18 protein-coding genes are annotated in these 26,914 nt (G+C 35.4%); 7 read left to right on the top strand and 11 right to left on the bottom strand.

Annotated elements, in window-relative coordinates:
- Nucleotides 1-12: 12 nt before the first annotated feature.
- The 11 genes from ACT5E3_RS13070 to tssA all read right to left on the bottom strand — a co-directional run bounded on the left by ACT5E3_RS13070 (nucleotide 13) and on the right by tssA (nucleotide 15,906).
- Nucleotides 13-696, bottom strand: coding sequence for a hypothetical protein (locus ACT5E3_RS13070; protein WP_444993984.1), 684 nt, complete (start codon nucleotides 694-696; stop codon nucleotides 13-15).
- The gene (locus ACT5E3_RS13065; RefSeq protein WP_444993983.1) at nucleotides 683-3,493 is read right to left on the bottom strand and encodes a tetratricopeptide repeat protein; all 2,811 of its coding nucleotides are present in this window, start codon (nucleotides 3,491-3,493) and stop codon (nucleotides 683-685) included. The genes ACT5E3_RS13070 and ACT5E3_RS13065 overlap by 14 nt, the downstream gene beginning before the upstream one ends.
- Nucleotides 3,486-4,823 carry a tetratricopeptide repeat protein gene (locus ACT5E3_RS13060; RefSeq protein WP_444993982.1) on the bottom strand — a complete coding sequence of 446 codons (1,338 nt, stop codon included), beginning with the start codon at nucleotides 4,821-4,823 and terminating at the stop codon, nucleotides 3,486-3,488. Before ACT5E3_RS13060 ends, ACT5E3_RS13065 begins: the two co-directional genes overlap by 8 nt.
- A gap of 140 nt (nucleotides 4,824-4,963) precedes the next feature.
- Nucleotides 4,964-7,660: a type VI secretion system ATPase TssH gene (gene tssH / locus ACT5E3_RS13055; protein WP_444993981.1), complete on the bottom strand. Its 2,697-nt coding sequence runs from the start codon at nucleotides 7,658-7,660 to the stop codon at nucleotides 4,964-4,966.
- Between the two features lie 71 nt (nucleotides 7,661-7,731).
- On the bottom strand, nucleotides 7,732-8,865 hold the full coding sequence (gene tssG, locus ACT5E3_RS13050) for a type VI secretion system baseplate subunit TssG (protein WP_444993980.1): 1,134 nt from the start codon (nucleotides 8,863-8,865) through the stop codon (nucleotides 7,732-7,734).
- Nucleotides 8,829-10,664, bottom strand: a complete 1,836-nt coding sequence (gene tssF, locus ACT5E3_RS13045; RefSeq protein ID WP_444993979.1) for a type VI secretion system baseplate subunit TssF — start codon at nucleotides 10,662-10,664, stop codon at nucleotides 8,829-8,831. Before tssF ends, tssG begins: the two co-directional genes overlap by 37 nt.
- Entirely contained in the window at nucleotides 10,664-11,155 is a 492-nt protein-coding gene (tssE, locus tag ACT5E3_RS13040; protein WP_444993978.1) for a type VI secretion system baseplate subunit TssE, read from the bottom strand. The genes tssF and tssE overlap by 1 nt, the downstream gene beginning before the upstream one ends.
- A gap of 28 nt (nucleotides 11,156-11,183) precedes the next feature.
- The gene (gene tssC, locus ACT5E3_RS13035; RefSeq protein WP_444993977.1) at nucleotides 11,184-12,704 is read right to left on the bottom strand and encodes a type VI secretion system contractile sheath large subunit; all 1,521 of its coding nucleotides are present in this window, start codon (nucleotides 12,702-12,704) and stop codon (nucleotides 11,184-11,186) included.
- Nucleotides 12,705-12,763: 59 nt separating this feature from the next.
- Complete coding sequence (gene tssC / locus ACT5E3_RS13030) at nucleotides 12,764-14,251, bottom strand: type VI secretion system contractile sheath large subunit (RefSeq protein WP_444993976.1); 1,488 nt, start codon at nucleotides 14,249-14,251, stop codon at nucleotides 12,764-12,766.
- On the bottom strand, nucleotides 14,251-14,778 hold the full coding sequence (gene tssB, locus ACT5E3_RS13025) for a type VI secretion system contractile sheath small subunit (RefSeq protein ID WP_444993975.1): 528 nt from the start codon (nucleotides 14,776-14,778) through the stop codon (nucleotides 14,251-14,253). Before tssB ends, tssC (ACT5E3_RS13030) begins: the two co-directional genes overlap by 1 nt.
- Before the next feature lie 30 nt (nucleotides 14,779-14,808).
- Nucleotides 14,809-15,906 (bottom strand): type VI secretion system protein TssA, encoded by a 1,098-nt coding sequence (tssA, locus tag ACT5E3_RS13020; protein WP_444993974.1) that lies wholly within the window; start codon nucleotides 15,904-15,906, stop codon nucleotides 14,809-14,811.
- Between the two features lie 832 nt (nucleotides 15,907-16,738).
- On the opposite strand from tssA, the gene ACT5E3_RS13015 reads away from it, so the two are divergent.
- The 7 genes from ACT5E3_RS13015 (at nucleotide 16,739) to tagF (ending at nucleotide 26,894) form a co-directional block, all read left to right on the top strand.
- Nucleotides 16,739-17,650, top strand: coding sequence for a hypothetical protein (locus ACT5E3_RS13015; protein ID WP_444993973.1), 912 nt, complete (start codon nucleotides 16,739-16,741; stop codon nucleotides 17,648-17,650).
- Between the two features lie 377 nt (nucleotides 17,651-18,027).
- A complete protein-coding gene (tagH, locus tag ACT5E3_RS13010) occupies nucleotides 18,028-19,563 on the top strand; it encodes a type VI secretion system-associated FHA domain protein TagH (RefSeq protein WP_444993972.1) in 1,536 nt (511 codons plus the stop codon).
- Between the two features lie 4 nt (nucleotides 19,564-19,567).
- Nucleotides 19,568-20,062 carry a type VI secretion system lipoprotein TssJ gene (gene tssJ / locus ACT5E3_RS13005; protein WP_444993971.1) on the top strand — a complete coding sequence of 165 codons (495 nt, stop codon included), beginning with the start codon at nucleotides 19,568-19,570 and terminating at the stop codon, nucleotides 20,060-20,062.
- Nucleotides 20,063-20,121: 59 nt separating this feature from the next.
- Nucleotides 20,122-21,453 carry a type VI secretion system baseplate subunit TssK gene (gene tssK, locus ACT5E3_RS13000; RefSeq protein ID WP_444993970.1) on the top strand — a complete coding sequence of 444 codons (1,332 nt, stop codon included), beginning with the start codon at nucleotides 20,122-20,124 and terminating at the stop codon, nucleotides 21,451-21,453.
- Nucleotides 21,454-21,498: 45 nt separating this feature from the next.
- Entirely contained in the window at nucleotides 21,499-22,401 is a 903-nt protein-coding gene (gene icmH / locus ACT5E3_RS12995; RefSeq protein WP_444993969.1) for a type IVB secretion system protein IcmH/DotU, read from the top strand.
- A 191-nt stretch (nucleotides 22,402-22,592) separates the two neighbouring features.
- Nucleotides 22,593-26,162: a type VI secretion system membrane subunit TssM gene (tssM, locus tag ACT5E3_RS12990; protein ID WP_444993968.1), complete on the top strand. Its 3,570-nt coding sequence runs from the start codon at nucleotides 22,593-22,595 to the stop codon at nucleotides 26,160-26,162.
- Nucleotides 26,163-26,894 (top strand): type VI secretion system-associated protein TagF, encoded by a 732-nt coding sequence (gene tagF, locus ACT5E3_RS12985; RefSeq protein WP_444993967.1) that lies wholly within the window; start codon nucleotides 26,163-26,165, stop codon nucleotides 26,892-26,894.
- Nucleotides 26,895-26,914 lie beyond the last annotated feature (20 nt).

The raw sequence follows: 26,914 nt of genomic DNA, 5'->3' as shown, positions 1-26,914 counted from the left end.
TATTTATAATATTTATTGCTTTAATGATACTTCTAGTTGTTCAACCCAACTTAACGTTGTTTCATCTTTATTATCGATTAACTTTAAGTATTGACGATAATTGGATGCTGCTTTAGCAATGTCTTGGAGGTAAATATCATAGAGTAGGGCTAAATTATAGTAGGCATTAGCATAATTGTTATTGTGCTTTATTGCTGACAAATAATAATCTTCAGCCTGTTTTATATTTCTATTATGGGTCGATATTACTCCCATTAAATTGAGTGCTTCTGGCATTTTAGGATTAAGAGTTAGTGCTTTTGATAAATATTCGTGCGCTTTTGTTAATTTATTTTGCATTAAGTTTAATAAACCTAAATTTGCCCAAGGGCCTGCTAAATTAGGTTTTTGATTAGTTAATTTAACTAATAGTGATTGGGCTTTAGTAAAATCCTGCTGTTCTAATGCCTTTAATGCTAATTGATAGTTTGCTGCTTGTTGTTCATCTAAACCATTGATATCGGTTACTTGTTTTTCAGTCTTTATCGCTGGCTTTGGCGAGGGCGTTTGACAAGCATTAAGAGTCAGTAGTGCAATGCAAATAAGAATGAATCGTACCGAAAAAGAGCTAATATTTTTAGCTGCATAAGCGGCATAATAAGATGGCTTAAATTTTGAGTTCACTGTTTTAGTATGTGGCGTTTTAGTGTATAGCATTGATATACCCATCTATTTTATTTTTGCGATCATATTTTACTGGGAAAGATTTTTTTAGTTCAGTTAGGCTCTTTTCAATCCAGTTGTCATACACATTATTTTTTATTCTAGAAAGATTTATTTCATAAAATTCAATAGCCTTATCTTCAAAAGGAAAAGCTTGATCTTCAAGTAAAATATTATACTGCTCTAGTTCGTCTCCTTTTAAGCTTTTAGGTCTTTCTGAGTTTAACAATGATTGACTAAATTTTTGGTAAATCTGCGCGATAGAATAAGTCGATTCTGTAGTAGTTTCAATAATGCCAAAAGCTGAAGCTTGACCATATAGTTTGATCGCTTCTTGCATAAGTTTTTTCTTTTTTCTTAAATTGCTTTTTAATGGTTCAACTAATTTTCTACGTTGAAAAGCAGTGTATTTATCCTTAGCTAAACTTAGGGTTGTAACAGCAGCTATATATTTTGTTCTTTCTGTTTTATCTTGTCTTTTGGCTTTTTTGTCAGCCTTTACAATGCGCTTTTGCCAAATTGACTTAAGCTTTGTTTTATTTTGATTGGTGTATAGCACCACAAGTTTTTGCATCGCTTCCATATACTGGGAATATGGCTTTTTATAATTATTGGCATACTCAGAGTACGAACGAATAGCAGAAGTGTAGTTCTTATTGGATTCATAAAGTTCTGCTGCTTGCCATAGAGCGGTCATTTTAACATTTTTATCTTTTTCGAAAGCCGATATTTTTTCAAACTGCTCGGCAGCTTTAATATTTTGATTTGAATTTAAATAGGCGACTGAAAGCTTTTTAGTGACGTCTCGGTTAAATTGATGTTTAGGGTATAGCATTTGAAAACGTTTAATGGTTACAACCGCTTGGTTCCATAACTGATTATTCATGTAAAGAGCAATCGCATCATACATGCCGGTAGCTGCTATTTTTGAGGTTTTAGCTACATCAGAAATACGCGTATAATGGTTACCTGCATCTAAAACATTGTTGCTGTTTTTAGCTGTGACAGCCTGTTTATAAATGGAAAGTGCTAGTCGATCTTGAATGATTTTTCGGTCTTTTATTTTTAATTGCTTGAAAGTGAGTATCGTTGAATAAAGATTTTCGGCATCCTGGAATTGCTCTAAATTATAATGAGCTTGTGCCTTTAAAACATTTGTACTGTAAATGTTTTTGTTCGATATTTTGTCGCCTAAAATATTGATAAGTTCTATTGTTGTTTCATATTGCTGTGTAGTTGATGCCATTTTAGAAGCATTAAGAATAATGTTTTCGGTGCGTTTATCTTTAGTATAAAGTTGAGCAAATAAAAGGGCGTATTTAAGATGTTTGCTGAGTAACTCTTTTTTATTTGCGCCAGACTGACTTTCATAAAGCTTATTGCTTAAAACAATGGTGGCATAAGCTGATTTTTTATCAAGGATTAGTTCGCCATCATAAGCTGCTAGCTCGTAGTAGGATAATGCTTTTTCATAGTGTTTTTTTTCTGATAATAATTCAGCATAACGATAATAAATTTTGTCTTGGCGAGCATAAGAGGCATAATCTTGTAAATAGCGTTGATACCATTTTTGTGCACTTTGGTAGTTTTTAGCTTTTGCTTTTTTTTGGTATTCACTATGAAAGTATTCAGACATTAATAAAACATATTTTTTCATTGATTTATCAATGGTCTTTTTAGTTTTGTTGTTTTTATTTTTTTTCCAATATTGACTATGGGTATTATAACTCACATAAAAGTCTTCAACTGCTTGATAAAGCTTTTCTGTAAAATTACTTTTTTGCCAAACATTGACGATTTTTAGTTGTGCATGCGGTATATCTTGAGAATTAGGATAACGCTGAATAAATTGGTTAAGTGTTTCTGCCGCATCGGTATATCGTTCTTGTTTTAAATAGATATTACTCACAACAGAATAGGTGTAATATAAATATTTAAAGTCTGCTTTATCTTGAAAAAAGTTATGCAGTGCTTCTGCACCGCCCAAATTAGAAAAGGATAAACCGATGGCTCGAAAATATTCTTCAAATAGCTCTTTCTCTGATTGATTGAGTTTTTCAATATCATCAAAATTATGATAAGTCACAGCTTGTAGATAGTCGTCAACAGCATGTTCATAAAAAGATTGTTTAAAGCGAGCCCAACCACGTTTAAAAACGGCTTTTTCATAAAAGATTAAGTTTTTTCGAGAAATGATGACTTCAGTGTAAGCATCTTCAGCTTCGGTATAGCGACTTTGGCTAAAGTAAGCTTCAGCAAGTCGAAATTGGGCTTCTGTATAATATGTTGATTTTGGATATTGTTTAATCAGTTGGTATAGGGTGTTGATTGAGTTATTATAATCACCTTTTTGATCATAAGCTTTAGCTAGTTGGTAAAGCACATTATCATTACCTTTGGCTTTAGGGTAATCCGTTAGTGATGTTTTAAATAACTCTATTGCCTTATTTAATTTTTTATTATAAAGCTGCTCTCTAATTTCATCTTTAATATCATTGGATGAATTTTCTTGTTCAAGTTTGTTACTCACTTCGAATTCTAATTCTGCTAATCGATTAATCGCATTTTGCCTCGACTTATCATTTTTATCAGTGTTGGATAAGTAATTATTGTAAGCTCTACGAATTTCTTCTTCTGATTTAGGTTTAATAAAAGTACCTGTTGAACCTTGTTGTTCGGAGCCTGTTCGATCAATATCACGTAATGTTGCTTTTTTTTCAACAGTTTGGCAGGCCGTTATCAAACAAACGGATAATAATAATGTTGAAGTGTTTTTAATTAATTTATTCACTGTTTTTATCATATAATTGAGCTATGCCATAGTGAGCTTGATTAAGGTAACTATTAAGTGCACTTAAACGGTGTTCTAGTAACCCTTTGATCATTATATTAAAAGCTTCACTGTATTCTTGATAAAGTTTATCTATTTGTTGACTAATACTTGGTGATGTTATTTTACTTTTTAAATAGATTAGTTCGTTCAAATTATTGAGAAAGTATTGAGGATATAATTCGGTAAATTTAAGAGGTGTTTCTGCAATGATAAATTCGGATTGCTGATTTATAGTCATATGATTTAAACGGTAATAATTTGCATGGTTTAGCTCTTGATTAATTTGTTGAATTCTTTTTTGATAATAGGTAACTGCACTCGTATAACCTGCATTAGCAGTCATATATTGTTCAAGTTTTTTATATATATGAGGTAATAATAAGTGTGACTCTTCTACAACTAAATCATAACTGGCTTTTTCCTTAAGCCTTTCTAAAGCATTGAGGGCACCAATATTATCTCCCTGACTAATAGCTGCTAAACTAATTCCCATAAGTGCTTTATTAGTGTATTGACTATCTAAACTGATATTTCTGAATGACTCTCTTGATTCTCTATAATATTCTTTACTTAACAATGAGTAACCAAGCATCAAATAAAGTCTATTACCTAATTCTTGCTGCTTAATTGATGGAAAGTCTTTGAATAATTGATTAATAACAATATGAGCGTCAGTCCACCAATCTTGGCGAATATGAGCGACAGCAATATTGAGTTGAGCCGATGAATAATAAGCAGAGCGACCTTTTATTTTTTCATAAATTTTTATTGCTTGACGATGCTTCTTTAAATATTGTAGTGCCATGCCTTGAAGCATGAAAGCATGGTTAGTATTCTCACTTGATAACTCTCTTAACTCTGTATTTAAATAATCAAGTGTCAATTGCCACTCGTGCCTATCACTATGATATTTAGCAAACTTTAAAGCCGCATTGGCAATAAAATATTGTTCACTTTCATTTTTTAATTGTGTATAGAGTGAGCGAGCTATTTTGTATTCATTATGCTTCAATAATAATTCTATGAATTCAAAAACATATTGATTACTTATATTATCTTTAATGATGTTTATATTTTTGTGGATTAGGGCAATAGCAGAAAAATGATCATTTTGTTTAATTAACTGCTTAATTTTGTGAGCGAGTTCTTCAATATTGTCGTCATTAAACTGAGTTAATTTTGAATTTTTTGCTATACTTTTATAAGTATTAAACGATAATGCTTTAAAACGCTCATCTAGTTCTTTAATACCTGCCTGTTTAGCATTAGCTAAAATTGGTGACAGCAAAAATAACCAAAATAAAACCCTATATGGTTTTTTTTTAGTTAATAGTGAATTCTTCCTAAGAAAATCTCGGTGTTTTATCATGGCTTTAATATGAAATAATAAGTGGCTTATCGTCATTAATAAGCCACTTGATTTAAATATTAGCTAATGTTGTAAGTAAATCCGCCTTCTTCAGTCACACCAATATGTATCTTATTGATTGTGTCACCTTCGGCCATTTTAGATAAACATTCAGATGCTAATGCAGGCAGCATAGTTCGGGTTAATATATTTTCTATATTTCTAGCGCCGGTATCGACTTCTTGACTACGTGCAACAATATGTAGCATTACATCTTCGTCATAAGTAAATTCTGCCCCGTAGTGTGAAAGTACACGCTTTTCAATTCGATTCATATTAATTTTACAAATTTTTAATAAGTCATCATCAGATAGGGGGTAGTAGGGGATAACCGTTGTTCGGCCAAGAAATGCTGGCTTAAAGTATTTTAGTAATTGAGGTCTAAAATTATCTAAAAGAATTTCTGGTTCTGGTAACTCTTCTCCAGCAGCACAAATTGCTCTTATATGTTCTTCACCAGCATTGGATGTCATTATTATGACTGTATTGCGAAAATCAATATCACGTCCTTCACCATCTTTGATAGTTCCTTTATCGAATAAATTATAAAAAATATCCTGCACGCCTGGATGTGCTTTTTCCATTTCATCTAACAGCACAACACTGTAGGGTTTCCGTCTAACAGCTTCAGTCAGTACACCGCCTTCGCCATAACCAACATATCCTGGAGGTGAGCCTAATAGCATTGATACTTTATGCTCTTCTTTAAATTCAGACATATTAATGGTGGTAATATTTTGTTCTCCTCCATAGAGAACATCAGCTAAAGCTAATGCTGATTCTGTTTTACCTACACCACTTGAACCAACCATAAAAAATACGCCAATGGGCTTTCTGGGATCAGTTAAACCGGCTCGTGATGTGCGGATACTTTCGGCTATTGCATTTAATGCATGAGGTTGACCAATAACTCGCTCACCTAAACGCTCACTTAAAGTTAAAATCGAGTTGATTTCATCTGAAACCATTTTTCCAACAGGTATGCCTGTCCAATTAGCAACAACTTCAGCTATTGCTTGACTACCCACATTGACCTGAATCATTGGCTCTTGATCTTGGATAGTTGTTAGCTCTGACATTAGTTGGTGTAAATTATTTTTAATTGCTTCTCTTTCATCATCACTTAATAATTTGGGTGCATCGTCTTTTTTCGCTTCTTCTTCAGATAGCTTTTGTGCATGAAAGTCATTTTCAATTTGTTTTTGTAGCTCGTGAATTTTGGTGACTGTTTCTAATTCTTCTTGCCATTGAGCTTCTTGAGTGACTAAAAGTTCTTCTAGTTTGGCTTTTTCATCTTTGAGTTCACTAATACGCTCTTCGCAGTTTCCTAAAGTCGCATTTTCACGCTCTAAGGAAATGATATTAGTTTCACATTGGGTGATTCGTCGGCGTGTATCTTCAACCGCGGCAGGGGTAGCACTTTGACTGAGAGAAACTCTAGCACAGGCTGTATCAAGTAAACTGACTGATTTATCAGGTAACTGTCGTGCAGTAATATAACGAGCTGATAAGCGCACCGAATCAACAATTGCTTCATCCATTATTCGAACACCGTGGTGAGCCTGAAGCATTTGCGAAATAGCGCGCATCATATCAATGGCTTTTTCTTCAGCTGGTTCTTCTATTTTGACAACTTGAAAACGTCTGGTTAATGCCGGATCACGTTCAAAGTATTTTTTATATTCAGCCCAGGTAGTTGCTGCAATTGTGCGCAGTTCGCCACGGGCTAGCGCCGGTTTTAATAAGTTTGCGGCATCACCTTGTCCTTCTTTTCCACCTGCACCTATCAGAGTATGTGCTTCATCAATAAACATGATAATTGGTTCAGGAGAGCTTTTAACTTCTGCAATAACTGATTTTAGACGATTTTCAAATTCGCCTTTTACACTGGCCCCTGCTTGTAATAAGCCTAAGTCTAAAGAGCGTACGGTAACGCCTTTTAAAGGTTCTGGTACATCACCAGAAGCAATTCGCAAGGCGAAGCCTTCTACGACAGCAGTTTTACCAACACCAGCTTCGCCAGTTAAGATAGGATTATTTTGACGACGTCGGATTAAGATATCAATAATTTGTCTGATCTCTTCATCGCGACCTAATATTGGGTCAATTTCTCCCTGTTTTGCTGCTTCAGTTAAATTGGTGGTAAATTTATCGAGCGAAGGGCTTTGGCTAGGTGTTCCTGGGGAAGTGCTAGAACCTGATGAAGTCGTATCTCCAATACCGGCACTATTTGCTGACTCGCTTGTTGAACCAACCGTTGCACGAGTGAGTTCACGCAATGATTCAGGAGGTATTTTTTTGAGTTCTCCCGAAGTTGCTTCGGTTGAGTGCCTTAAGCTTTCATCTAGCATGAGAGCCGTTAGAATATGTGCGGAGGTTGCAATAGGGTGTCCATATTCGACGGAAGCTAATATCCAAGCATTTTTCGCCAAATCTACAATAGTAGGGGAAAGTGCTGGTGACCTTGAGTTACCGGATTTGATTCTATCAAGTTCTTTATTGAGATCTTGTGTAAGCTTCCCCAAATCAATTTCAAATTTTTCAAGTATGCTAATTAAATCGCTATCGGGGATCTCTAACAACTTTAAAAGCCAATGCTCAACTTCAACATTATAATGAGTGCGAGACATGCATAATCCAGCAGCTCCTTCTAGTGCTTTACGACACGGCTCGTTCAGTTTATTGACCAGTGATTTTAAGTCGATTGAAACCATCATGTTCCCTTATTTTTGAAGTGCTGAGTTGATAAATCAAGACAGCACTAGTTTAAATTACATATTAAATATTATTAAAACTGCTTATTTGAAACTGAAATATCTAAAGTTTCAGTTTCATCATAATCTTGTTTTGGTTTGTTAACTAACCAAGTATTCCAACCTATTATTGGTGGCTTTTTACTACTCAATTGAGTTTTATCGAGCATATCTCTACGTTTGATGCGCACAATAAAATCGTAATCATGTTCCATACCAATATACATTTTCACAATTTCGTTGATAGCATATAAAGTTTTTGTGTCAGGGGCAAATTTTTGTGTTTGTTTATCGTTGAGGGGACCAAGAATAATACGAATTTTTCCTTGTGCGAACCAGCCCCTTCGACCCAATATAGCCGATTTGCCCAGTGCAATATTTTGGCCTAAAGGTAGTTTTCTTGAAGGTAGTTTGCTCCTAACATCATCAATGAGTTCTTGCCACTGACCAATAAATTCTTGAATTTGCACAGGTATACTGAAGTGCTGTTGTATTATCTGTTTAAGACCTGTTGCACTTCTTATTTGTTGGCTTAATAAACCGCTATAGAATATTAAAGATTCGTCTTTAGTGTATAGGCGATCATTTAAATGCTTTGTACCTATCCCAATAAGAGATAAAAACATTTTCGTGTAGGTATCATACTTAAGCATTGATGGAGGGTTGAGTTTTTTTCTTTCGTATTCAATAGGTAGGCGATACTTACAGCCAGCTTGGAAAAATAAAGAGATTGTGCGGTGATTAAATAAATCAAAGAATTTCATCAAGGATTCGTCTTTCATTTTTAATCGATGCAAAATCATTTCTGTGTAGTGGTATGGCAGTACGCCTTGAGTACCAGTTAATCCCATAAAGTTGACTAACATATGCCACTGAGCCGCAGCTTGGGGAGTTGACTGATTAACTTGTTGACTAATTTTTGCTATTTCTGCGGAAGAAAAGCGTAAAGTTTGATTGGTGTGAAAGCGGATGGCTTCTGTGTTTGGGGGCACAAAAGTTGCCACAGGGTTACCTGAAACACCTGTCGTTCTCCGTTTGTTACTGTTTTTATCAAAGACTTTTGCTTCACGTTCGAGTAAGCGTACGCTTTGAAAAAAATCGTAACTAAAAGGATTATCTAAAAGCTTGTTACTTATAGAAGAATTTTTTCGCCGGATCGAGGAGGACATTTTTTTAAATAACCTTCTTTGCCTTTTAATTTTATAAGTAAACGAGTGAACGAATTAATTGAGCAGTATAACGCAAAAAAATGTTCGAGTATTGAAGCAAATAAATAACTGCTACTTCCTGTTAATTGAGTGCCATCGAGTTCAATTTCTATTTCAATTCCACGGCACATGGTTGCATGTCCATCAATTGTTAATGGTGCACTTATAGGGCGAGCATTTACATTTAATATGGCGGCTATTAAACCTTGTGTCACTGATGATTCTTTGAAATCATACAATCGTAATATTTCTTGAAGCGATTGAGTGGCATCATCACGCCCAGTCAGTGATAAATAGTTTAAATTCAAGTGTGATATTAGACGCCATCGAGCATGGTTACGTAAAGGGGGCCTAACCGTTGTTGTTGGTTGTGTTAAACATCTAATTTTTGAGCAAGGGGGGGCACTATCAACACACTGTAATTTGGGTTGATCGAGATTAAACGGCAGCTTGCTCGGTAAGTCCCGGTTACTACAAGTTGTATCAACAGTTAAAGTATAGTCTTCAAGCAAATTGGGGTTAAACTGCAAGTCAACTAAACTTAGAAAAACATCTGTACCTTCATCTCTTTCATTATTATTAAGTTTTGCACTACGGCGTGCAGCAAACCAGAATGCATCAGCGTCGCTATTTTGATTTTCATGATTAAGTCCATACAAGGCATGAAACTCTCTTGGTTGACCGGTTGAGGTTGAGCCAACGACTTTGTTGGTTGAATAGACTTCGTAACCAATAGGACGGCGTACATCAGGAACAAGTTGATATTCTAATTGCGTGTGATCAAGTTTTATCGGCTCGGCTCGGTGTTCAAACAAATTAATAACTGGTGTACAACCTAAGGCAAAAGTTTGCTCAGATATGTTATGTTCAAGCTCTATATCAGATGAACGAAGATAAATGTATAGATCGAGTTGTTTGCCCGCATACTCAGTAATATTGTGAGCTAAATTACTGATATCGATAAACATAAATTTTTCTGGAAAGACGAAGTACTCAGTTATTAAACGATATCCCATAAATGATGCCGCGGGATAGGGGAGTAAACCTTCTTCTTCATTAAAACCAACTGGCTTAATCGAGTCTTTGCCTAAAAAATAGCTATTTGTATCTTCTTCACCAAATGACATAACGATATCTAAACTTTCGTTAAGTAATAATTGATAAAGTGGGTTGATATGTTGCGGTAAACCTTTCAAGTAAAAACGTAATTTTTCAGGCTTTAATTCCGCAAAGCTAATTGCATCAGAAAGGGTTTCCAAAGATAACTTTAAGACACCACCAGCTCCCCGCATATTTATAGAGCCTGGGGTTGTAAATGGCCTACCAATTAAAGATGCCGAAGTTACTTCTATTGGAAATAGTTCCGTATCATAACAAGTAGAAAAGCGACAGGTTTCTCCCTGAAATTGTTCCGTTTCAACTAAAGTCTTTTGGGAAATTGTATATTGAGAATCAAGCTGTTCCTTATCGGGAGTAAACTGTACGATTGACATCGAGGGAATCGGACGTTGATAATGCGGAAATAGGACACTTAACATTGCATCGCTCATTTCTGGAAAATCATCATCCAATTTATGTTGGATTCTAGCATTTAAATAGGCGAAACTCTCTACTAACCTTGATACATGAGGATCTTCTATAGTGTCACTACTAACGCCTAAGCGACTGGCTATTTTAGGATGTTCTTTGGCAAACTCTGAGCCGAGCTGTCTTATAAATGCCAGTTCTTTTTCGTAATAGGGGAGTAATTCGTCAGCCATTATCTAACTTCTTCCACATTAACTGTTCTGGTTACTGGTTCTAATACCGAATCAAATACAATCATTTCTGGATAGGGATCTGCATAAAGAACGGCATCAATACTAAAACGTAATGTTCTATCATGATTATCTTTATTATCTAAAAATTTAACTTTGACGGATTTAAACCTTGGTTCAAAATCTTTTAATAATTTTTCTAAACTTTGAGTAAATTCTTTTTTCTTTTTAATATCTAGTGTATTGACTGTTGCTAAATCAGGTAAGCCATAATTTAATAATGAGTGTTCTAGTTGTTCGAATTCTTCAGGTGGCTCTATAACTCGATAACGTGTATTAAGTAATGTTTCCAGATCTCTTCTGACACTATTGCGTAATTGAATAAGTTTCTGTTCTCTACCGGTATCTTGTTCAGATTGATTATGAGGTTCATCATCCAACAAACGATCAAGAATAGATGGTCTCAATTTCTTATTTTTATCAATATGTGCCATTATTTTTTATTTGTCTTAATTATTATAATCAGGTTTTTTGTGTGAGCTCTGTCACTAGTTCTAGCTCAGAAATCATTTGATCCAATTGGTAGTGAGGCCTTAGTTGAATAGAGCAAAGATACTCCCCAGGTTTAGCTGGGTGTTCTTTAACTTTAACTAAGGCATCTCTTAATGGAAAACGGGCTTGTTCTTCCCAGTCCATATCTTCTCGTCCAGTTGTATATTTATAAATCCACTTACCTATATAAGCTTCACAATCACTAGCACTCATAAATGAGCCAACTTTATCCCGAATGATCACTTTAATATAGTGCGCCATACGAGAGGCACATAAAATATGTTGCAACATAGTAGAAAGTTTGGCATTTATATTAGCTTCTTTTGATGAAAACTTTGGTGGTTTTTGAACCGATTGGTTACTATAAAAAGCAGCGAATGGGGTATCATAGCATTGGCAAAAAGGCATAAAACCCAAGTCGCTCATTTCCCTTTCCAGTGTGTCTGTAATTATTACCTCAGTAAAAGGTTTATAAATAATATCACTTGGATCGGTATTAAAATGATTTTTAACTAAATTAGTGACTAAACCTCCACCAATTTGGTTACGTGGCACACCTCGAATATGCCCAAACCATCCAACATTTTTGAACTCTCTTAATAAAATCCCTCCAAATGCATAACATGCATTTCCCCAAAGGCAATTTTTATTATCTGATTGAGCCGTTTTCTCGTAAAAAAAGATACCTTTATAACTACCAGGAGTTGTTCTATAAGGCAAACGCATACTCATTCTTGGAAGCGTTAAACCAATAAATCGTGAGTCAACTTTATTTCTAAAAGCGCGCCATTTAATATATTCTTTTTGTGCAAACACAAACTCTAGTCTAAGCGGTGAACCTAATGCAGAAAAATCATCAAGACCAAATAATTCACAAGATGCGGCAGCAATAAAAGGAGTAAAAGCAGCCGCAGCAACTTCAGCTAAGCTTTCCAAAGTTGAAATATCATCATAAGGATGCTTTTTAGATATTTTATGGCTAATTTCATAATCACCAAGCAATACACCATAAGGCTCGCCACCCGGTGTGCCATATTCCTCACTATAAACTTTTTGAAAAAGCTGGCTTTGATCAAACTCTATAGCACGACTCATATCTTTAACAACTTCAGCCCAACTAACATCGAGTAATTTTATTTTTGTATTTTTAGCTGAGTTGGCTTCTTTAACTAAATATTCGAGTCCACGCCATGAGGATTCTAATTTTTGCAATTTAGGGTGGTGGATGATCTCATTTAATTGATCGTTAATTTTATGATCAATCGAAGAAATAGCACTTTGAATAGCATAAATAATATCATTAGTTGTTTTTATTTTTTCTTTTTGTGAAAACTCATTTAACCAATAAATTAATGCTTTTTTAACATTTTTTTCATCTAAAAATTGATTTAAATTAACGATGAAAGCAGAACGTGTACAAAGCGCATCTAAGTTGATAGCTGATTGTGTATTGACGTTTTTAGAAAGTAATGGACTTTTTACTGATGGCACTCAATAATCCTTTATAAAATAAAAGGGCAAAACAAAATTTGCCTTGCCCTCTATTTCATTTAACCAGCTTTAGGAATGTTAGCAACTAAACGTAATGAAGCTGTTAGCTCTTCCATTTGTAACCAAGGACGTAAATAGGCAACCGCATTATAAACACCAGGTTGACCAGGTACTTCTTTAACTTCTACCTTTGCATCAGCTAATGGGTAACGAGCTTTCATTTCAGCACTTGCACCTGGTGTGGCATTAACATATTTTTGAATCCACTTGTTTAACCAACGCTCAGCTTCATCGGCTTCCATAAATGAACCAACCTTATCTCTAGCCATAACCTTAAGGAAGTGAGCAATTCGAGACGTTGCCATAATGTAAGGAAGTCTTGCAGAAATTGCTGCATTGGCTGTTGCTTCTGGATCATCATAAACTTTGGGCTTTTGGGTTGTTTGAGCGCCAAAAAATACAGCGTAATCTGTATTTTTATAATGACAAACCGGCAAAAAGCCTAACTTGCTCAATTCTGCTTCTCGTCGATCGGTTATACCAATTTCAGTTGGGCATTTTTGATCGGTATCACCGTCATCGCTCATGAATACATGGCTTGGTAAACCTTCAACTTTCCCTCCGCCTTCTGCACCACGGATACTAGTACACCAGCTATATTCAGAAAACGCTTTAGTTAAAGTTGCACCCATTGTATAGGCTGCATTCATCCAGCAGTAAGAATCATGTTCTGATGCTAAGTGTTGCCCATTTTCATTCAAACTAGCTTCTTCGTAATTAAAAGCTTCAACGGGTTTTGTACTTGCGCCATAAGGTAAACGGGCGAGTACTCTTGGCATTGTTAAAGTAACAAAGCGTGAATCTTCGCTTTCTCTAAAACTACGCCACTTAATATATTCTGGTGTATCAAATATTTTTTCTAAATCTCTAGGTTTTGAAAGTTCTGTGAAAGTATCAAAACCAAACATTTGCGGAGCCGTTGCTGAGATAAAAGGGCAAAAGCCTGCAGCAGCAATGTTAGACATGTTAGATAATAAATCAATATCATCTGGATGAGATGAAAATTCGTAATCACCAATTAAAGCACCATAAGGCTCACCACCAGCAATACCAAACTCGCTTTCATAAATTTTCTTAAATGTTTGGCTTTGATCAAACTCAACAGCTTTAGATAAGTCTTTAGACAGTTCTTTTTTGCTGATGTTCATCATTCGAATTTTTAACCCTGAACCTGTTTCTGAATTAGAAATAAGATGATGTAAGCCACGCCATGAACCTTCAAGCTTTTGAAACTTTTCATTATGCATTATTGCAGAAACTTGTTTTGATAACGTTTCATCAATAGCATTAATCGCTGCATTAATAGTAACGGTTAAGTTTTTATCCCACTTTACCGTACCTTTCATGGCTTGCTCAGTAAGATTTTTTAGCAAGTCTTCGGTTTCATCACGCTTAGTTTGTTTGGTTGCGTCAATAGCTTGTTCAAGAAAACTAATTTCTTGTGCTTCTGCTTCTTGTCCTTCTAGCTGTTCTTCTTGCTTAGACATTATTCATCACCCTTATCGTCTTTGCCTTCTTCATTTACACCTAACTCACTACTTAAAGAAGTTAAAGCACCAGTGTTGCTTAAAACTTCTTCTAGAACATTTTCAAGATCTTCAGAAAGATCGGCTTTAGTTAATAAGTCACGAAGTTTATTACGTGTTTCCATTAACTTTTTAAGTGGCTCAACATTTTCAACAATATTTTGCGGTTCAAAATCGTCAAGCTTTTTAAATTCAAGATCAACAGATAATTCACTGCCATCAGCTTCAAGTGTATTTTCAACTTTCATTGACGCTTTTGGAGCGACTTTACCCATTACTTCATTGAAATTATCACGATCAACTTGTGAAAATTTTCTATCTTTTAATGGCTTTTTATTCTCAGTATTATCACCAGAATAATCCCCCATAACTCCCATGACAAAAGGTATTTCTTTTTCTTCAGTTGTGCCATTAGTTTCAACATCATAGGTTATATGCACTCGCGGTTTTCTAACCCGCTTCAATTTGTCATGTATGCTGTCAGCCATAGTTTTTTCCTCTTTGGATTCCTAGTTTACTTAATTATCGCTTTTAACGCCGGTTAATGAACTATAAAGCTGACGCGAGTTACCATCAGGAATTAGTTCGTTAATTAGTTCAGTTAAAGACATGTTTCCCCATCTTACTGTTTTTTCTAAAGTATAAGAAATAGGGGAGTGTGGTTCTGTTTTTAAAAAATATTCCGATATCACTTGTAGTTGTTCAAATGCGTGTTCTCTGTTTCTTATAGGACCGCTAGCTGCTTGCTGCCCTTGTTGTTGCTCAGCGGTCATAGAGGTATCACCCTCTTCTGTAGAGTTTTCACCACTTACTTCTACTTCGTTAGCAGGTAATTTATTTTGACCTAAGTGTTTAATAGCACCTAAACTTTGCTGTAATGCAGTAATAATATTACTTGATGATGGCGCGTCTTGTGGGCCACATAATTCATCGAGTTTACGACTAATTTCACGGTATTTTTCAATACAAATAGTGATATCATCGCGTTGATTTACAAAGAAAGTTTGGCTCGATGAGGCTACTGCCTTTTGGATGTCTTCTAAGCCAAAACCAACCGTTTCAATTTTTTTCTTACGTTCATTTTCATCAGTGATTTTTTGGACATCGAGTGCTTGTTGATACTGCCATAAGCCAAACGGACCCGGCTCATCACCTTCAGTGATTACAACTCGACGGATAGGGGCGATTAAAACACCTTCGGCTCCTTGACCATTCAGACCCGATAATGGTGCTACGCGTGTTTCAATACCATCTTCATCAGGTACTGGATAAATATTATCCCAATATTTATCGATTAGCTGCTCTAATAAAATAAATGCGTCCCGCAGACCGGCAAATCCTTTTATTCGGATTAATGCTTCTGTATACCAACTAGTAATTTCAAGATCTTTGGTTTGGGTTTTAAGGATTTCGGGGGCTATATCAAGTACAGTTCGCCAGTGTTCTAGCTCAAAAGAACCTTTACGTTCTTCAGCTCTAGCAGTGTTACGAGCATCTTTAATTTTATAATACAAGGAGTCTGGAGGGCTATTTTCACGTAAATCAATACCCGTTGGCTGATCTTCGCTAATTGGTGCAACTAATTCATCAATATCGATTACTGCTTCTGATGCCATAGTAAGTTTTATTCCTTGTGTATTTTTGTTTCACTACCATTTGTACTGCTCATTTATTCTGGTTTGTATAGCAGTAGTAGTCTATTCTAAACGATTTCTTAGGCAATTAAAATATAATTTAAAATCATAATTTAAACAAGAACGCTTCATTATTCCTGAATAAAATAGCCTTGTTTATTCTAGATTTATATTCCTCGAATGAATTTTTGGGGCCAATTTATGAGTTAGGTACATAAAGCAACTTAAAGTTGGCTTAAATGTGCACGTAATTGGTTCTCCTTTATTAAGCTGCCTTATTATATTAAGTACTTGCATTAAGCGCCTGCATCACCTTTTGATAAAGAACTTAACATAATAATTAACTGGTTGTGCTTTTTTAACAATAGTTGGGCTTTTTTAGCATAAATAGAGTTATTAATTCTCTCTTTTAAAGCGAGCAAGACTAGCACGGGATAATTTGAATATCTAGACAGTGTTCACAAAATCTCAAATTTGAATTTTATTTTTATACCGCGTTTTAATATAGTCCTCAAAAAATTATAATGGGTTGGAAAAAATTGTTAATTAACAGTAAGTCTTTTGTTTATATTGATTATTATTTCAGCGACATTTAATCGGTGAACCTAAACATGATTATTGATACTTGTTTATGGTTTAACATTAAAAAGGCTACAAATTTATTGAATTAAGTTTAACATCACTGAAGAAAAAATCGGCATATCTAGCAAAGGCTTATCAATTTGTATATAAAGAAACTAATCTTCATTGATAATAAAACTGAACGTAATTACAATGCGCGAGTTGAAAATCAGTATGGATATAAAGGAATAAAATGAGCGTTTTATATTGGATTATTGGAATATGTATTATAGCGGCACTTGGGGGGTATGGCTTGTTTCGCTGGTTAGTCCATATACATACCTATCCATATGAGGTGAGTAAACAGAAAGTAAAAAATATGAAGGACTTTGAAGTCCTGGATGCTGGTGTTAGTTTAGCAGAGCTTCCCAATTCGTTAGAAACAATTCCAAGCGAGTTTAGATCAGAAGATACAAAATATTTTGACGGAAAAGCTTTTGTAATCAACCCTGAAGGCTTACTTGAAGTATATGATCCATTTGAACATTATGTTGATATAGATAAATATTGGGGACTTACAAATGAAGAGCTTAAATACAATATTGTCTTAAATGATGGAAAAGTTTTTCAAATTGATGAGCAAAAACTAGGCAACATACTACATGAATTTAACAACCCTTCGATAGGTAAGTTCAATTATATAGCTGCAATCAACGAGGAATACTTTTTATTAGGCAGCGAATTTCGTTATGACACCTCTAATAAATCTTTTTTATGGCAAGTCAATAAAAATAATTATGAGATAATCAAACTTACAGACGAGCCACATATTGAGCTGTCTCATTACCCTTACGATAGATACCCCTTTGTATATCGAGGTAAAAAATTCGCTGGAACCATTGTTGTTTATTACACAGGATCACTGTCTTTTGCTCCTGGTGGCGATTCAATACGACCAGAATATAGTGTGGTTCGTATTTATAATGACAACCACCCCAAAGGCAAAGATTTAGTTAAGTTGTCACTAGCTGCTGGGGTAATTACTAATATTGAGGTAGATGAAAGAGAGATTCTTATTTTAACAGATCCTAACCTGCCTTCAAACTCAAGCGAACCTGCCGAACCGGAGACTACGTTACGAACCTGGAAGCTTAAGATAGATTAATTAATTTTTTAACCATTAATATATCTCCAATAGTGAACTTTAAGTTCGAATAGAGTATTTTAAAGAAAGATTATAAAAGGGATTCAATCATTTTAATAAGCTTATTATTGTCATAGTAGATAATAATTTTTTCTGGTGGTCTGTAGCCACAATCATTTAAACTATAGGGTAAATAAGCTTGGAGCAGTTCACACTCTTACACTTTTAAGCGTCAAGACCAGAGAAAACTCAAGTGGCGATTTGAATTATAATACTTGAGTAGGTTATATTTAATCTTCTGTTGTTCAACGAAACACGGTAAAGTATTATATTACTTAGTTTTTTTACATATTTGGAATATGTGTTTTTTATAAAATAAATATCAGGATTATGGATCAATGTTTATTGTAGTAACCGTTACAGAATTTCCTGAAGGAACTTCTTTGATTGAGTCAAGTATGACTTTTGACCAGCAAGGAGCAACAATTGGGCGAAATGACAGTAATACGTGGGTATTAGCTGATCCTGATCGGTTTTTGTCAGGGTGTCATTGTGAAATCAGCTTTGAGGGTGGTGTTTATTATTTAGTCGACAAAAGTACAAATGGTACTTTTGTTAATAATTCAAGCGAGCCTTTAGGTAAGGGTAATAAAGTTGCACTTAATACTGGTGATCAATTCGAGTTAAGCGATTACAAATTTAAAGTAAAAATAGGTCAAAGCAGTGAAGGGGCAGCCGGCTTTGATGCACCACCTCCATCCAATAGTTTTATGGATAGCGATGATCCTTTTGGTCAACCATCAATTGAACCAGAACCTGTTAATGTGGCTCCTTTAGCAACGGATCCTTTTGGCACATCGAATATACCTGAAAGCTTACCAACTGATTCGCTTATTGAAGAAACCGATCCTTTAGCAGCACTCGATAAAATGGGGCAATCTTCAGAGCCATATACTTCTCAACCCAAAGAGTCATTTGGCCATAGCTATTCTGACAATGCTAATGTGATTGGGCAATCTGTTTCTTGGCCAAATGCAGCGCCACAGGAAGGACTTATTCCTGAAGATTGGGATAGTGATGATTTAATGGTTGAGAATAAACCAGAGCCTCTTCCTCCTATAGAGCAACCAATAGCTCAACCAAAACCAGAGCCTAAAGTACAACCTGAACCTCAACAAGCGCCCGCGGCTCAATCGATTAGTGTTTCTGAGTCTGAAGCACGTCGAAGGGCATTAGAAAAAGCTTATCGTAAACTCAAACAAGAAGTGGCTAGTTTAAAGAAACAACTTGCTTCAACTCAAAAACGCTCATCATCAGGAGTTGATTCAACTTTGGTTGATGGTATGGGCTTTAAAGATCGTGATTTAGACGATGATAAAATTGCTGAAATTAACGAAATTTCTGGTGAACTGATTCGACAAATGATTGAAGGTATGATGCAGACTTTATCTTCAAGAAATAATGTTAAAAATACATTTAGAATGAATATGACAACTATTCAGCCAATAGAAAATAATCCTCTCAAATTTTCTGCTAATGTTGATGATGCACTAGAAAATATGTTTCTCAAAGAAGGTAACTCATATAAAAAGCCGTTAGAAGCAATACAAGAAAGTTTCGAAAGTATTGCCGATCATCAAGTCGCTATTTTAGCAGGTATTCGTTCGGCTTTTAAAAGTATTGTCAACCGTTTTGAGCCGAGTGTTTTAGAAACACGCTTTGAAAAACAAAATAAGCGCAGTTTTATTGCATTGAATGAAAAAGCTCGGCATTGGGATGCCTTTAATGAATATTACTCAGAACTTTTCAGTGACTTAGATAGTTCGTTTCAATATCTTTTTGGTGATGAATTTTCTCAAGCCTATGAAGAACAATTACAAGTGTTGTCACTTGCAAGAAAAGAAAAAACTAAATCAACAAAGTTGGGAAATTAATAGTATGTTTAAATTAAATAAAAATAGTGTTTTTTTGTTGCTTACGCTGATAAGTTCGCTCATTTTAAGCGGTTGTCAAACGGTGGGAAAAACGCTTAATTTAGATACAGACTTAACATTAACCTTTAATACTTCATCAGATATAAATCCTGATAACTCAAATACACCATCGCCTCTGTTTGTTCGCTTTTATGAATTAAAATCAAAAAGCATATTTGAAAAAGCTGAGTTTATTGATTTATATGAAAGAGATAAAGAAGTTTTAGGTGGAGATCTTATTTCAAAACAAGAGTTAAAACGTCTAACCCCTGGGGAAACAAGAAAAGAAACTTTTGTGCTTAATCAAGATACTCGTTATATCGCAGTTTTCTCTGAGTTTTTCCGCTACAGTGATTCACAATATCGATTAGTTGTGCCGGTGCATACTAATAATATTTTTAATGACAAAGTCGTAGTGAATATTTCTGGTAATACAATGAGTATTTCCAAGAAAAAATAGGAAAAAATAAAGTTGATAGTTTAAATGTCAACGAATATAAATATTAAGGCGAAAAGACTATGTCATTAGATAGCAAGGTTGTTTGGGGTGAGGGGATGTTTTTGAACCCCCAACATTTTCAACAACAAGAAAGATACTTTGAACGTTATGTTGATGGAAAATGTTCTGCGTTTGGTGCTTATGGATGGGGAGTCCATAGTTTTGAAGTTGACCTGCAATTGTTAAAACTTGGTAAAATATCGATTGTTAATGCAAAAGGTGTTTTTCCCGATGGTACTCCTTTTAGTTTTCCAGATATCGATTCACCTCCACCTGTTTTGGAATTACCTGAATCGATTCATAATCAAATTATCTACTTGGCAGTGCCCGTTAAAAGACCGGGTGCTGTAGATGTTTTATCTGAAGAAAGTCCTCAAGGGCTTGCTCGTTATTACATGACAGAGCAAGCAGTACGCGATGTTACTGTTGAGGGTAGTGATAATTTAAATCTAAATATTGGAAAACTTCGTCTACGTTTATTAACGGAGTCCGATGATTTAAGCGGTTATGCTTGTATTGGTTTAATTCGAGTCTCTGAGTCCAGAGAAGATAAAAACATACTGCTCGATGCTGACTATATACCAACTTGTCTAGATTTTAATGCTTCAATAAACCTAACTGGTTTTTTAAGTGAACTTGTTGGTTTATTACATCATAGAGGTGAAGCTATAGCTGGTCGTTTAGCTGATACTCAACGAGCAGGTACGGCTGAAATTGCTGACTATATGTTGTTGCAGGTCATTAATCGTTTTGAGCCAATGGCAAAACATTTATCTACACTTAAATTACATCCGCTTGATTTGTTTAGTGAGGTTGCTCAAATGGTTGGAGAGCTTTCAACTTTTGTCTCAAAAACTAAACGAGCCCCTAGCTTACCAACCTACCTACATCATAATTTACAGGATACTTTTACACCCGTAATCGCTAACTTACGTCAATGTTTAAGTATGGTATATGAACAAACCGCAACTTCTTTAGAGTTAGTTGAGAAAAAATATGGTATTCGAGTTGCCCAAATCTCTGATCGTTCGCTACTTGGTACAGCCATGTTTGTATTAGCTGCAAGAGCGGATGTACCAGATGATAAATTACGTTCTCTTTTACCGGCACAAATCAAAATAGCTTCAGTTGAAAGAATTCGGCAATTGGTTAATGCTGCACTACCTGGAATTAGTATTAAGCCTTTGCCGGTATCTCCAAGACAAATACCATTTAGAGCTGGCTATAGTTATTTTGAGCTCGACAAGCAGAGCCCATTTTGGAAAGAGTTGCAGACTTCTGGTGGTTTCGCAGTACATATCGGCGATAACTTTCCTGGTCTTGAACTAGAGTTTTGGGCAATTAGACAATAATGAAGTATTTTAATCTTATTTTATTCATAAAGGAGGTGAGTATTAATGTCTTCTGGAAATGATAAAACTGTTTTTCGCCCTAGAGGGGGAAACAACAACCCTGATCGAACAATCGTGCGTCCAACACCAGGCAGACGAGGTAATTCAACTCAACCTCATCCTGCTGCTCCTTCGGCTCGTCGTAACCAGCCACCTGTACAACAGCCGCCGCCGCGAGTTGATTATCAAAATCTTGATACCAATTATTTTCGAACGTCACACGGTTTAAACCCGCTAGTTAATGCTGCTTCAACTTTAATTGCTGTATTTGAAAAAACACGCAATACGGCTAGTCATCCTGATGTTGGTGGCTTATATCAACGGCTGAGTAATGAAATTAGAATGTTTCAAAGTCGTTTACAAGAATTAGGAGTCAAATCTGAAATTGCAATATCAGCAAGATATGTATTGTGTTCTGCGCTTGATGAAACTGTATTAAATACGCCTTGGGGTGCCGAAAGCCAATGGCCACAAAAAACATTATTGAGTGTGTTTCATAATGAAACTTCTGGTGGGGAAAAGTTTTTTCAAATTCTCGATCGTATGCGACAAATGCCTTCTGAAAATATTGATATGTTAGAGCTAATGTACATTCTAATTAGTTTAGGTTTTGAAGGTCGCTATCGGTTTGCAAACCGAGGACGAGATGCATTAGAGCAAGTCAGAGATGAGTTATTTTCCATTATTCGCAGTCATCGAGGTGAGTATGAACGATCACTATCTCAGAGCTGGCGAGGCTTAGGTAAAATTAGAAATGGGTTGGCACAATATGTTCCAATGTGGGTTGTTGCTTGTGTGGTCGGTGCTATTTTAGTGTTAAGTTATTCAGGGTTTCGTTATTGGTTGTATTACTCTTCAACACCTGTTGTCGCTCAGTTAGAAGAAATAATTAAGACACCTAAAGAATAGTCGTCTTAGTAGTATTTTTAAGCATATAAATATAAAAGGATTTAACCATGAATTTAGTTTATAGCGTTTTGAAAAAAATCAACATTATTAGTGTAAACATAACTTTTTCGCTTCTGTAAGAAGTCGTAAAAATAAAACAAACTAGTGAACGATGAGTTAATTTAAAATTAATATAATAAAATGAATGCATAATGAAGAAAATTATAAACTTTTTTAAAAATCGAATAGTTATTTCTATACTTGGCCTTATTGCCTTTTCTGTACTCATTTGGTTTATAGGTCCTCAGATAAAGTTTGGTGACAATAATGAAGCCCCACTAAGTAGTGTTGTGGCTAGATTGATTGCAATTATTATTATTGTTGTGCTATGGGGACTAAATAATCTAAGAATTCAACTTCAAAACAAAAAGCAGAATGAAGATCTCGTTGATGATTTAAGCAAGAACCAGCAACAAGATGTAAAAGGTGGTACTTCTGAACAAACAGCCCAAGAAATTAGCCAGATTAATGAACGCTTTACTCAAGCATTAGCAACACTGAAAAAAACAAAATTTAAAAGTTGGGGGTCGGATAAAGCCCTTTATGAATTACCTTGGTATATTATTATTGGCCCTCCGGGTTCTGGAAAAACAACAGCATTAATTAACTCAACTTTAGAATTTCCATTAGCCAAGGAATTTGGTAAAGGTGCACTACAAGGTGTGGGGGGTACTCGTAATTGTGATTGGTGGTTTACTAATGAAGCGGTATTGGTTGATACTGCAGGTCGATATACTACTCAAGATAGTCACAGAGTAATTGATAGTACAGCATGGGAAGGCTTTTTAAGTTTGCTTAAGCGCAATAGAAAGCGTCGACCAATTAACGGTGCAATTATTGCCATTAGCCTGCAAGATCTGATGATGCAAACAGAGGAAGAAAGAATTATACACGCCAAAACAATACGAACGCGTGTAGATGAGCTAATGGAAAAACTTGAAATTCGCTTTCCAATTTATTTAATGTTTACAAAAACTGATTTAGTTTCAGGATTCTCCGAGTTTTTCGAAGATTTAAGTCGCGAAGAAAGAGAGCAGGTTTGGGGTGTTTCTTTACCCAATGCGCCACAAGCATCTGAAAATCCTGATTTTGAATTTTTAGATAATGAATATCAAGCACTTCTGCAAAAACTTTATGATCGTGTTTTATGGAGAGTTCACCAAGAGAGAGATGTCAACCGTCGAGGAGTTATTCAGGGCTTTCCGCAACAAATGGAAAATTTAAAAGAGGTTGTATCTGGTTTTGTGCGCCAAACATTTGCCAAAAATAGATACCAATTTCAACCTTACTTACGAGGCATTTACTTTACCAGTGGAACTCAAGAAGGGACACCCATTGATAGGTTGATGGGCGCTGTTGCTTCAGGTTTTGGTTTCGCTAGAGATGTCGCTCATACACCACAACAACAAGGTAAAAGTTATTTTTTGGGGAGTCTATTTAAAGATATTATTTTTCCTGAGTCGGAACTAGTAGGCTCTAATAGAAAATATGAAAAGTTTCTTTATTGGGCACAAAAAATTGGTTATACCGGAATGGCTGCTATTGCTATTTTAGTTATTGTTATATGGACGGGTAGTTTAACTCAACATGAAATGTTTATGTCTGAAGTACAGGAAAACATAAGTGAATATAATAGCGAAAATAAGCGACTTAATCCTAGAAATAAAGATTTGCGAGTTACATTACCCGCACTTAATACTTTGTACAAAGCTAGCTTAGTTTATGATAAAGAGGAACATCCTTGGCTTTCTGGTATTGGTCTTTATGATGATAACGTTGATGCCGCAGCAGATCATGCATATGCTGAAAAATTAAAGACATTACTATTACCTAGACTGGTTTCTTATTTAGATGCCTATTTAAAGCGAGGTCACCGAGGCGGGGACCTTTACAATACTTTTAGAGTTTATCTGATGTTTAATAAAGTTGAACGGATGGATAAACAATTAATATCTGAATGGTTTAAAAATAACTTAGCAGAGCACTTGCATGGCGAAGCTTCAAAGCGCAAAGAGTTATTTTTACATTTAGATAATTTGCTTACACTTGAGCTAGCTCCTGTAGAGTTGAATGATTCCCTGGTAAAAAGCACTAGAAGCTTATTATTACGTGTACCAGTATCACAACGAATTTATGGTCGTATTCGTACCAATCCTGATTATGCCCAGCCTGTTGACTTATTAAATGATTTTGGTGAGTCGGTGCGTGATATTTATAAAATGAACACAACAGTTAGTAAAGCATTAACGATTCCCTGGATGTTTACTATTGATGGTTATAAAACAATCGACTTGTCACCAAGTTCAGAAGTTATGATGGATATTATGAGTGATAGTTGGGTACTGACTGATGATGGAAAAGAAAAAGTTGATTTTATAGAGGATGATCTTGATGAAATTAGTCAGCAAGTAAAAGAGCACTATTTGGCTGAGTATTTACAAACTTGGAAGAATGTTTATAAATCTTTAGAAATTGAAGACTTTAAAGATCTTAGGCATGCAACAGAAGTATTAGCCAGCTTGACAGATCCTGTTTATTCCCCGTTATTGTCTATATTGCAAGTATCTAGGGATAATACTGAGTTAACACCACCAGTTATGGATGCACTCGCAGAAAATGAACGGGGTGGAAGAAAAGCAAAAATCGCAGGAGAGCTAGCAGCTCAAGCTGCAAGTAAAGTTGGAACTAGTGTTGATAAACAGTTTAAAACATTAAATGCTTTGTTAAGAGAGTCGTCTAAAAGACCTGCGCCAATTAATACAATCGTTCAAAACATTCAGCAATTACATGATTTTGTTGATAGTATTTTAGTTGCGCCCGATCCCGCCAAGCATGCATTTGATATTAGTAAGGCCCGCTATTTAAATAATACGGTTAATGCCATTACGGCACTTGAGACTTATGCTAAAAAAGCACCTGATCCGGTTAAATTATGGTTAGAGAGTTTAGCTGATCAAACCTGGAAAGTTGTATTACAATCTGGACGCCAATACCTAAATGCTGAATGGCGAAATCAAGTTTATACGCCTTATTCGCGAGGTTTAGCGAATGGATATCCTCTAAATCGTTCAGCAAAAGAAGAACTGGCATTATTTGATTTTAGTGAATTTTTCAAACCATCAGGAACAATTGATAAGTTTTCTCAAGATTATATTCAACCATTTATTAATAAAAGAACCTGGCAAAACAAAGCCGTTGCAGGTCGTAGCATGGGCATTTCAAAATCGGTTCTGAGCCAACTACAAAAAGCTCGCTCGATTAAAAATATATTTTTTAGGAGTAACCCTGAAAGCCCTAGCATTTCATTTCAATTAAAACCTGACACTATGAGCAAGCAAGATGCTCGCTTTACCTTAGAGCTTGGTGGTGAAAGAGTGACTTATAATCATGGGCCCAAGTTTTGGAAAACACTTACTTGGTCAGGAGAAAATGATAATCACCGTGTTCGAATTATTTTTGAAGACTTAAAAGGTGAATTTCATTCAAAAGTTTACGATGGTCCGTGGGCATGGTTTAGACTGCAAGATTCTTCTAAGTTAACAAAAACCAATATTGCAAAAGTTTATAAAATCACTTATTCAGTTGATCAAATTCTTAAAACAACTAGTGGAAGAAGCATGGTTTCACCACACAATATTGTCTATTTGATTAAAGCAAAAAGTGTTAACAATCCATTTAGTAAAAATTTACTAGGTGCATTTAAATGTCCGGAGTCAATTTAAATGCTTGATAAGCCACTAACTGGGGTTTTCGGTAAACTGCCTTTGCATGGTGATTTTGTTTATCGCAACTTGCCTGCTGATTTTATGAATGGTTGGGATGAATGGGTACAAAGGTTTATTGCTGGTTCTCAAGAACAATTAGGTGAAGGTTGGTTAGATGTGTATTTAACGAGTCCAATTTGGCGATTTGTTTTTTCTGAAGGAGTACTTGATGAAAATGCATGGCTCGGTATTATTATGCCCAGCGTCGATAAAGTTGGACGATATTTTCCTATTTCGGTAATAACCCAAGTTCCTCCCAGTGCAAATTTATTAGAGTTTATGCTATTGCAAAAAGAATGGTATGAGAATGTAGAAGAGTTTCTCTTTCAGGCATTAGATGGTGAGCTTGACGTGGATGAGCTTATGGACGCTATTGATGAAACACCATTGAACTATAATATGTTGTATAACCGAGTTGAGCATATTAGCAATCAATCATCAGCAGTGATCAATTTGGAGCTAGAAGAACAATCTCCAGCTCTGGTTTTTCCACACTTACTAGATTCATTTTTACTCGCTTCGTTATCCAGTTATAGCGCGTGGACAACCGTTGGTTCAGAAAGAGTAGAGCCCTGTATATCCATTACACAAAGCTTACCTAAAATTGGTGGTATTGCAGCAATGCTAGACGGACAGTGGTCACAATGGAACTGGCAGCAACCCTATTCATTGAATGCATTCGAACAGTAATCAGATATTCTTGGAAGTAT

Source organism: Aliikangiella litoralis, from assembly GCF_052495765.1.
The sequence above is the reverse complement of the archived record's forward strand: the minus strand, read 5'-3'. Positions and strand labels throughout refer to the sequence as shown.

Excerpts from the sequence above, each read along its gene's own strand:
- ACT5E3_RS13070 (WP_444993984.1), bottom strand. The coding sequence starts at position 696 with ATGCTATACACTAAAACGCCACATACTAAAACAGTGAACTCAAAATTT.
- tssH (WP_444993981.1), bottom strand. The coding sequence starts at position 7,660 with ATGATGGTTTCAATCGACTTAAAATCACTGGTCAATAAACTGAACGAG.
- tssG (WP_444993980.1), bottom strand. The coding sequence starts at position 8,865 with ATGTCCTCCTCGATCCGGCGAAAAAATTCTTCTATAAGTAACAAGCTT.
- tssF (WP_444993979.1), bottom strand. The coding sequence starts at position 10,664 with ATGGCTGACGAATTACTCCCCTATTACGAAAAAGAACTGGCATTTATA.
- tssE (WP_444993978.1), bottom strand. The coding sequence starts at position 11,155 with ATGGCACATATTGATAAAAATAAGAAATTGAGACCATCTATTCTTGAT.
- tssC (WP_444993976.1), bottom strand. The coding sequence starts at position 14,251 with ATGTCTAAGCAAGAAGAACAGCTAGAAGGACAAGAAGCAGAAGCACAA.
- tssB (WP_444993975.1), bottom strand. The coding sequence starts at position 14,778 with ATGGCTGACAGCATACATGACAAATTGAAGCGGGTTAGAAAACCGCGA.
- tssA (WP_444993974.1), bottom strand. The coding sequence starts at position 15,906 with ATGGCATCAGAAGCAGTAATCGATATTGATGAATTAGTTGCACCAATT.
- ACT5E3_RS13015 (WP_444993973.1), top strand. The coding sequence starts at position 16,739 with ATGAGCGTTTTATATTGGATTATTGGAATATGTATTATAGCGGCACTT.
- tagH (WP_444993972.1), top strand. The coding sequence starts at position 18,028 with ATGTTTATTGTAGTAACCGTTACAGAATTTCCTGAAGGAACTTCTTTG.
- tssJ (WP_444993971.1), top strand. The coding sequence starts at position 19,568 with ATGTTTAAATTAAATAAAAATAGTGTTTTTTTGTTGCTTACGCTGATA.
- tssK (WP_444993970.1), top strand. The coding sequence starts at position 20,122 with ATGTCATTAGATAGCAAGGTTGTTTGGGGTGAGGGGATGTTTTTGAAC.
- icmH (WP_444993969.1), top strand. The coding sequence starts at position 21,499 with ATGTCTTCTGGAAATGATAAAACTGTTTTTCGCCCTAGAGGGGGAAAC.
- tssM (WP_444993968.1), top strand. The coding sequence starts at position 22,593 with ATGAAGAAAATTATAAACTTTTTTAAAAATCGAATAGTTATTTCTATA.
- tagF (WP_444993967.1), top strand. The coding sequence starts at position 26,163 with ATGCTTGATAAGCCACTAACTGGGGTTTTCGGTAAACTGCCTTTGCAT.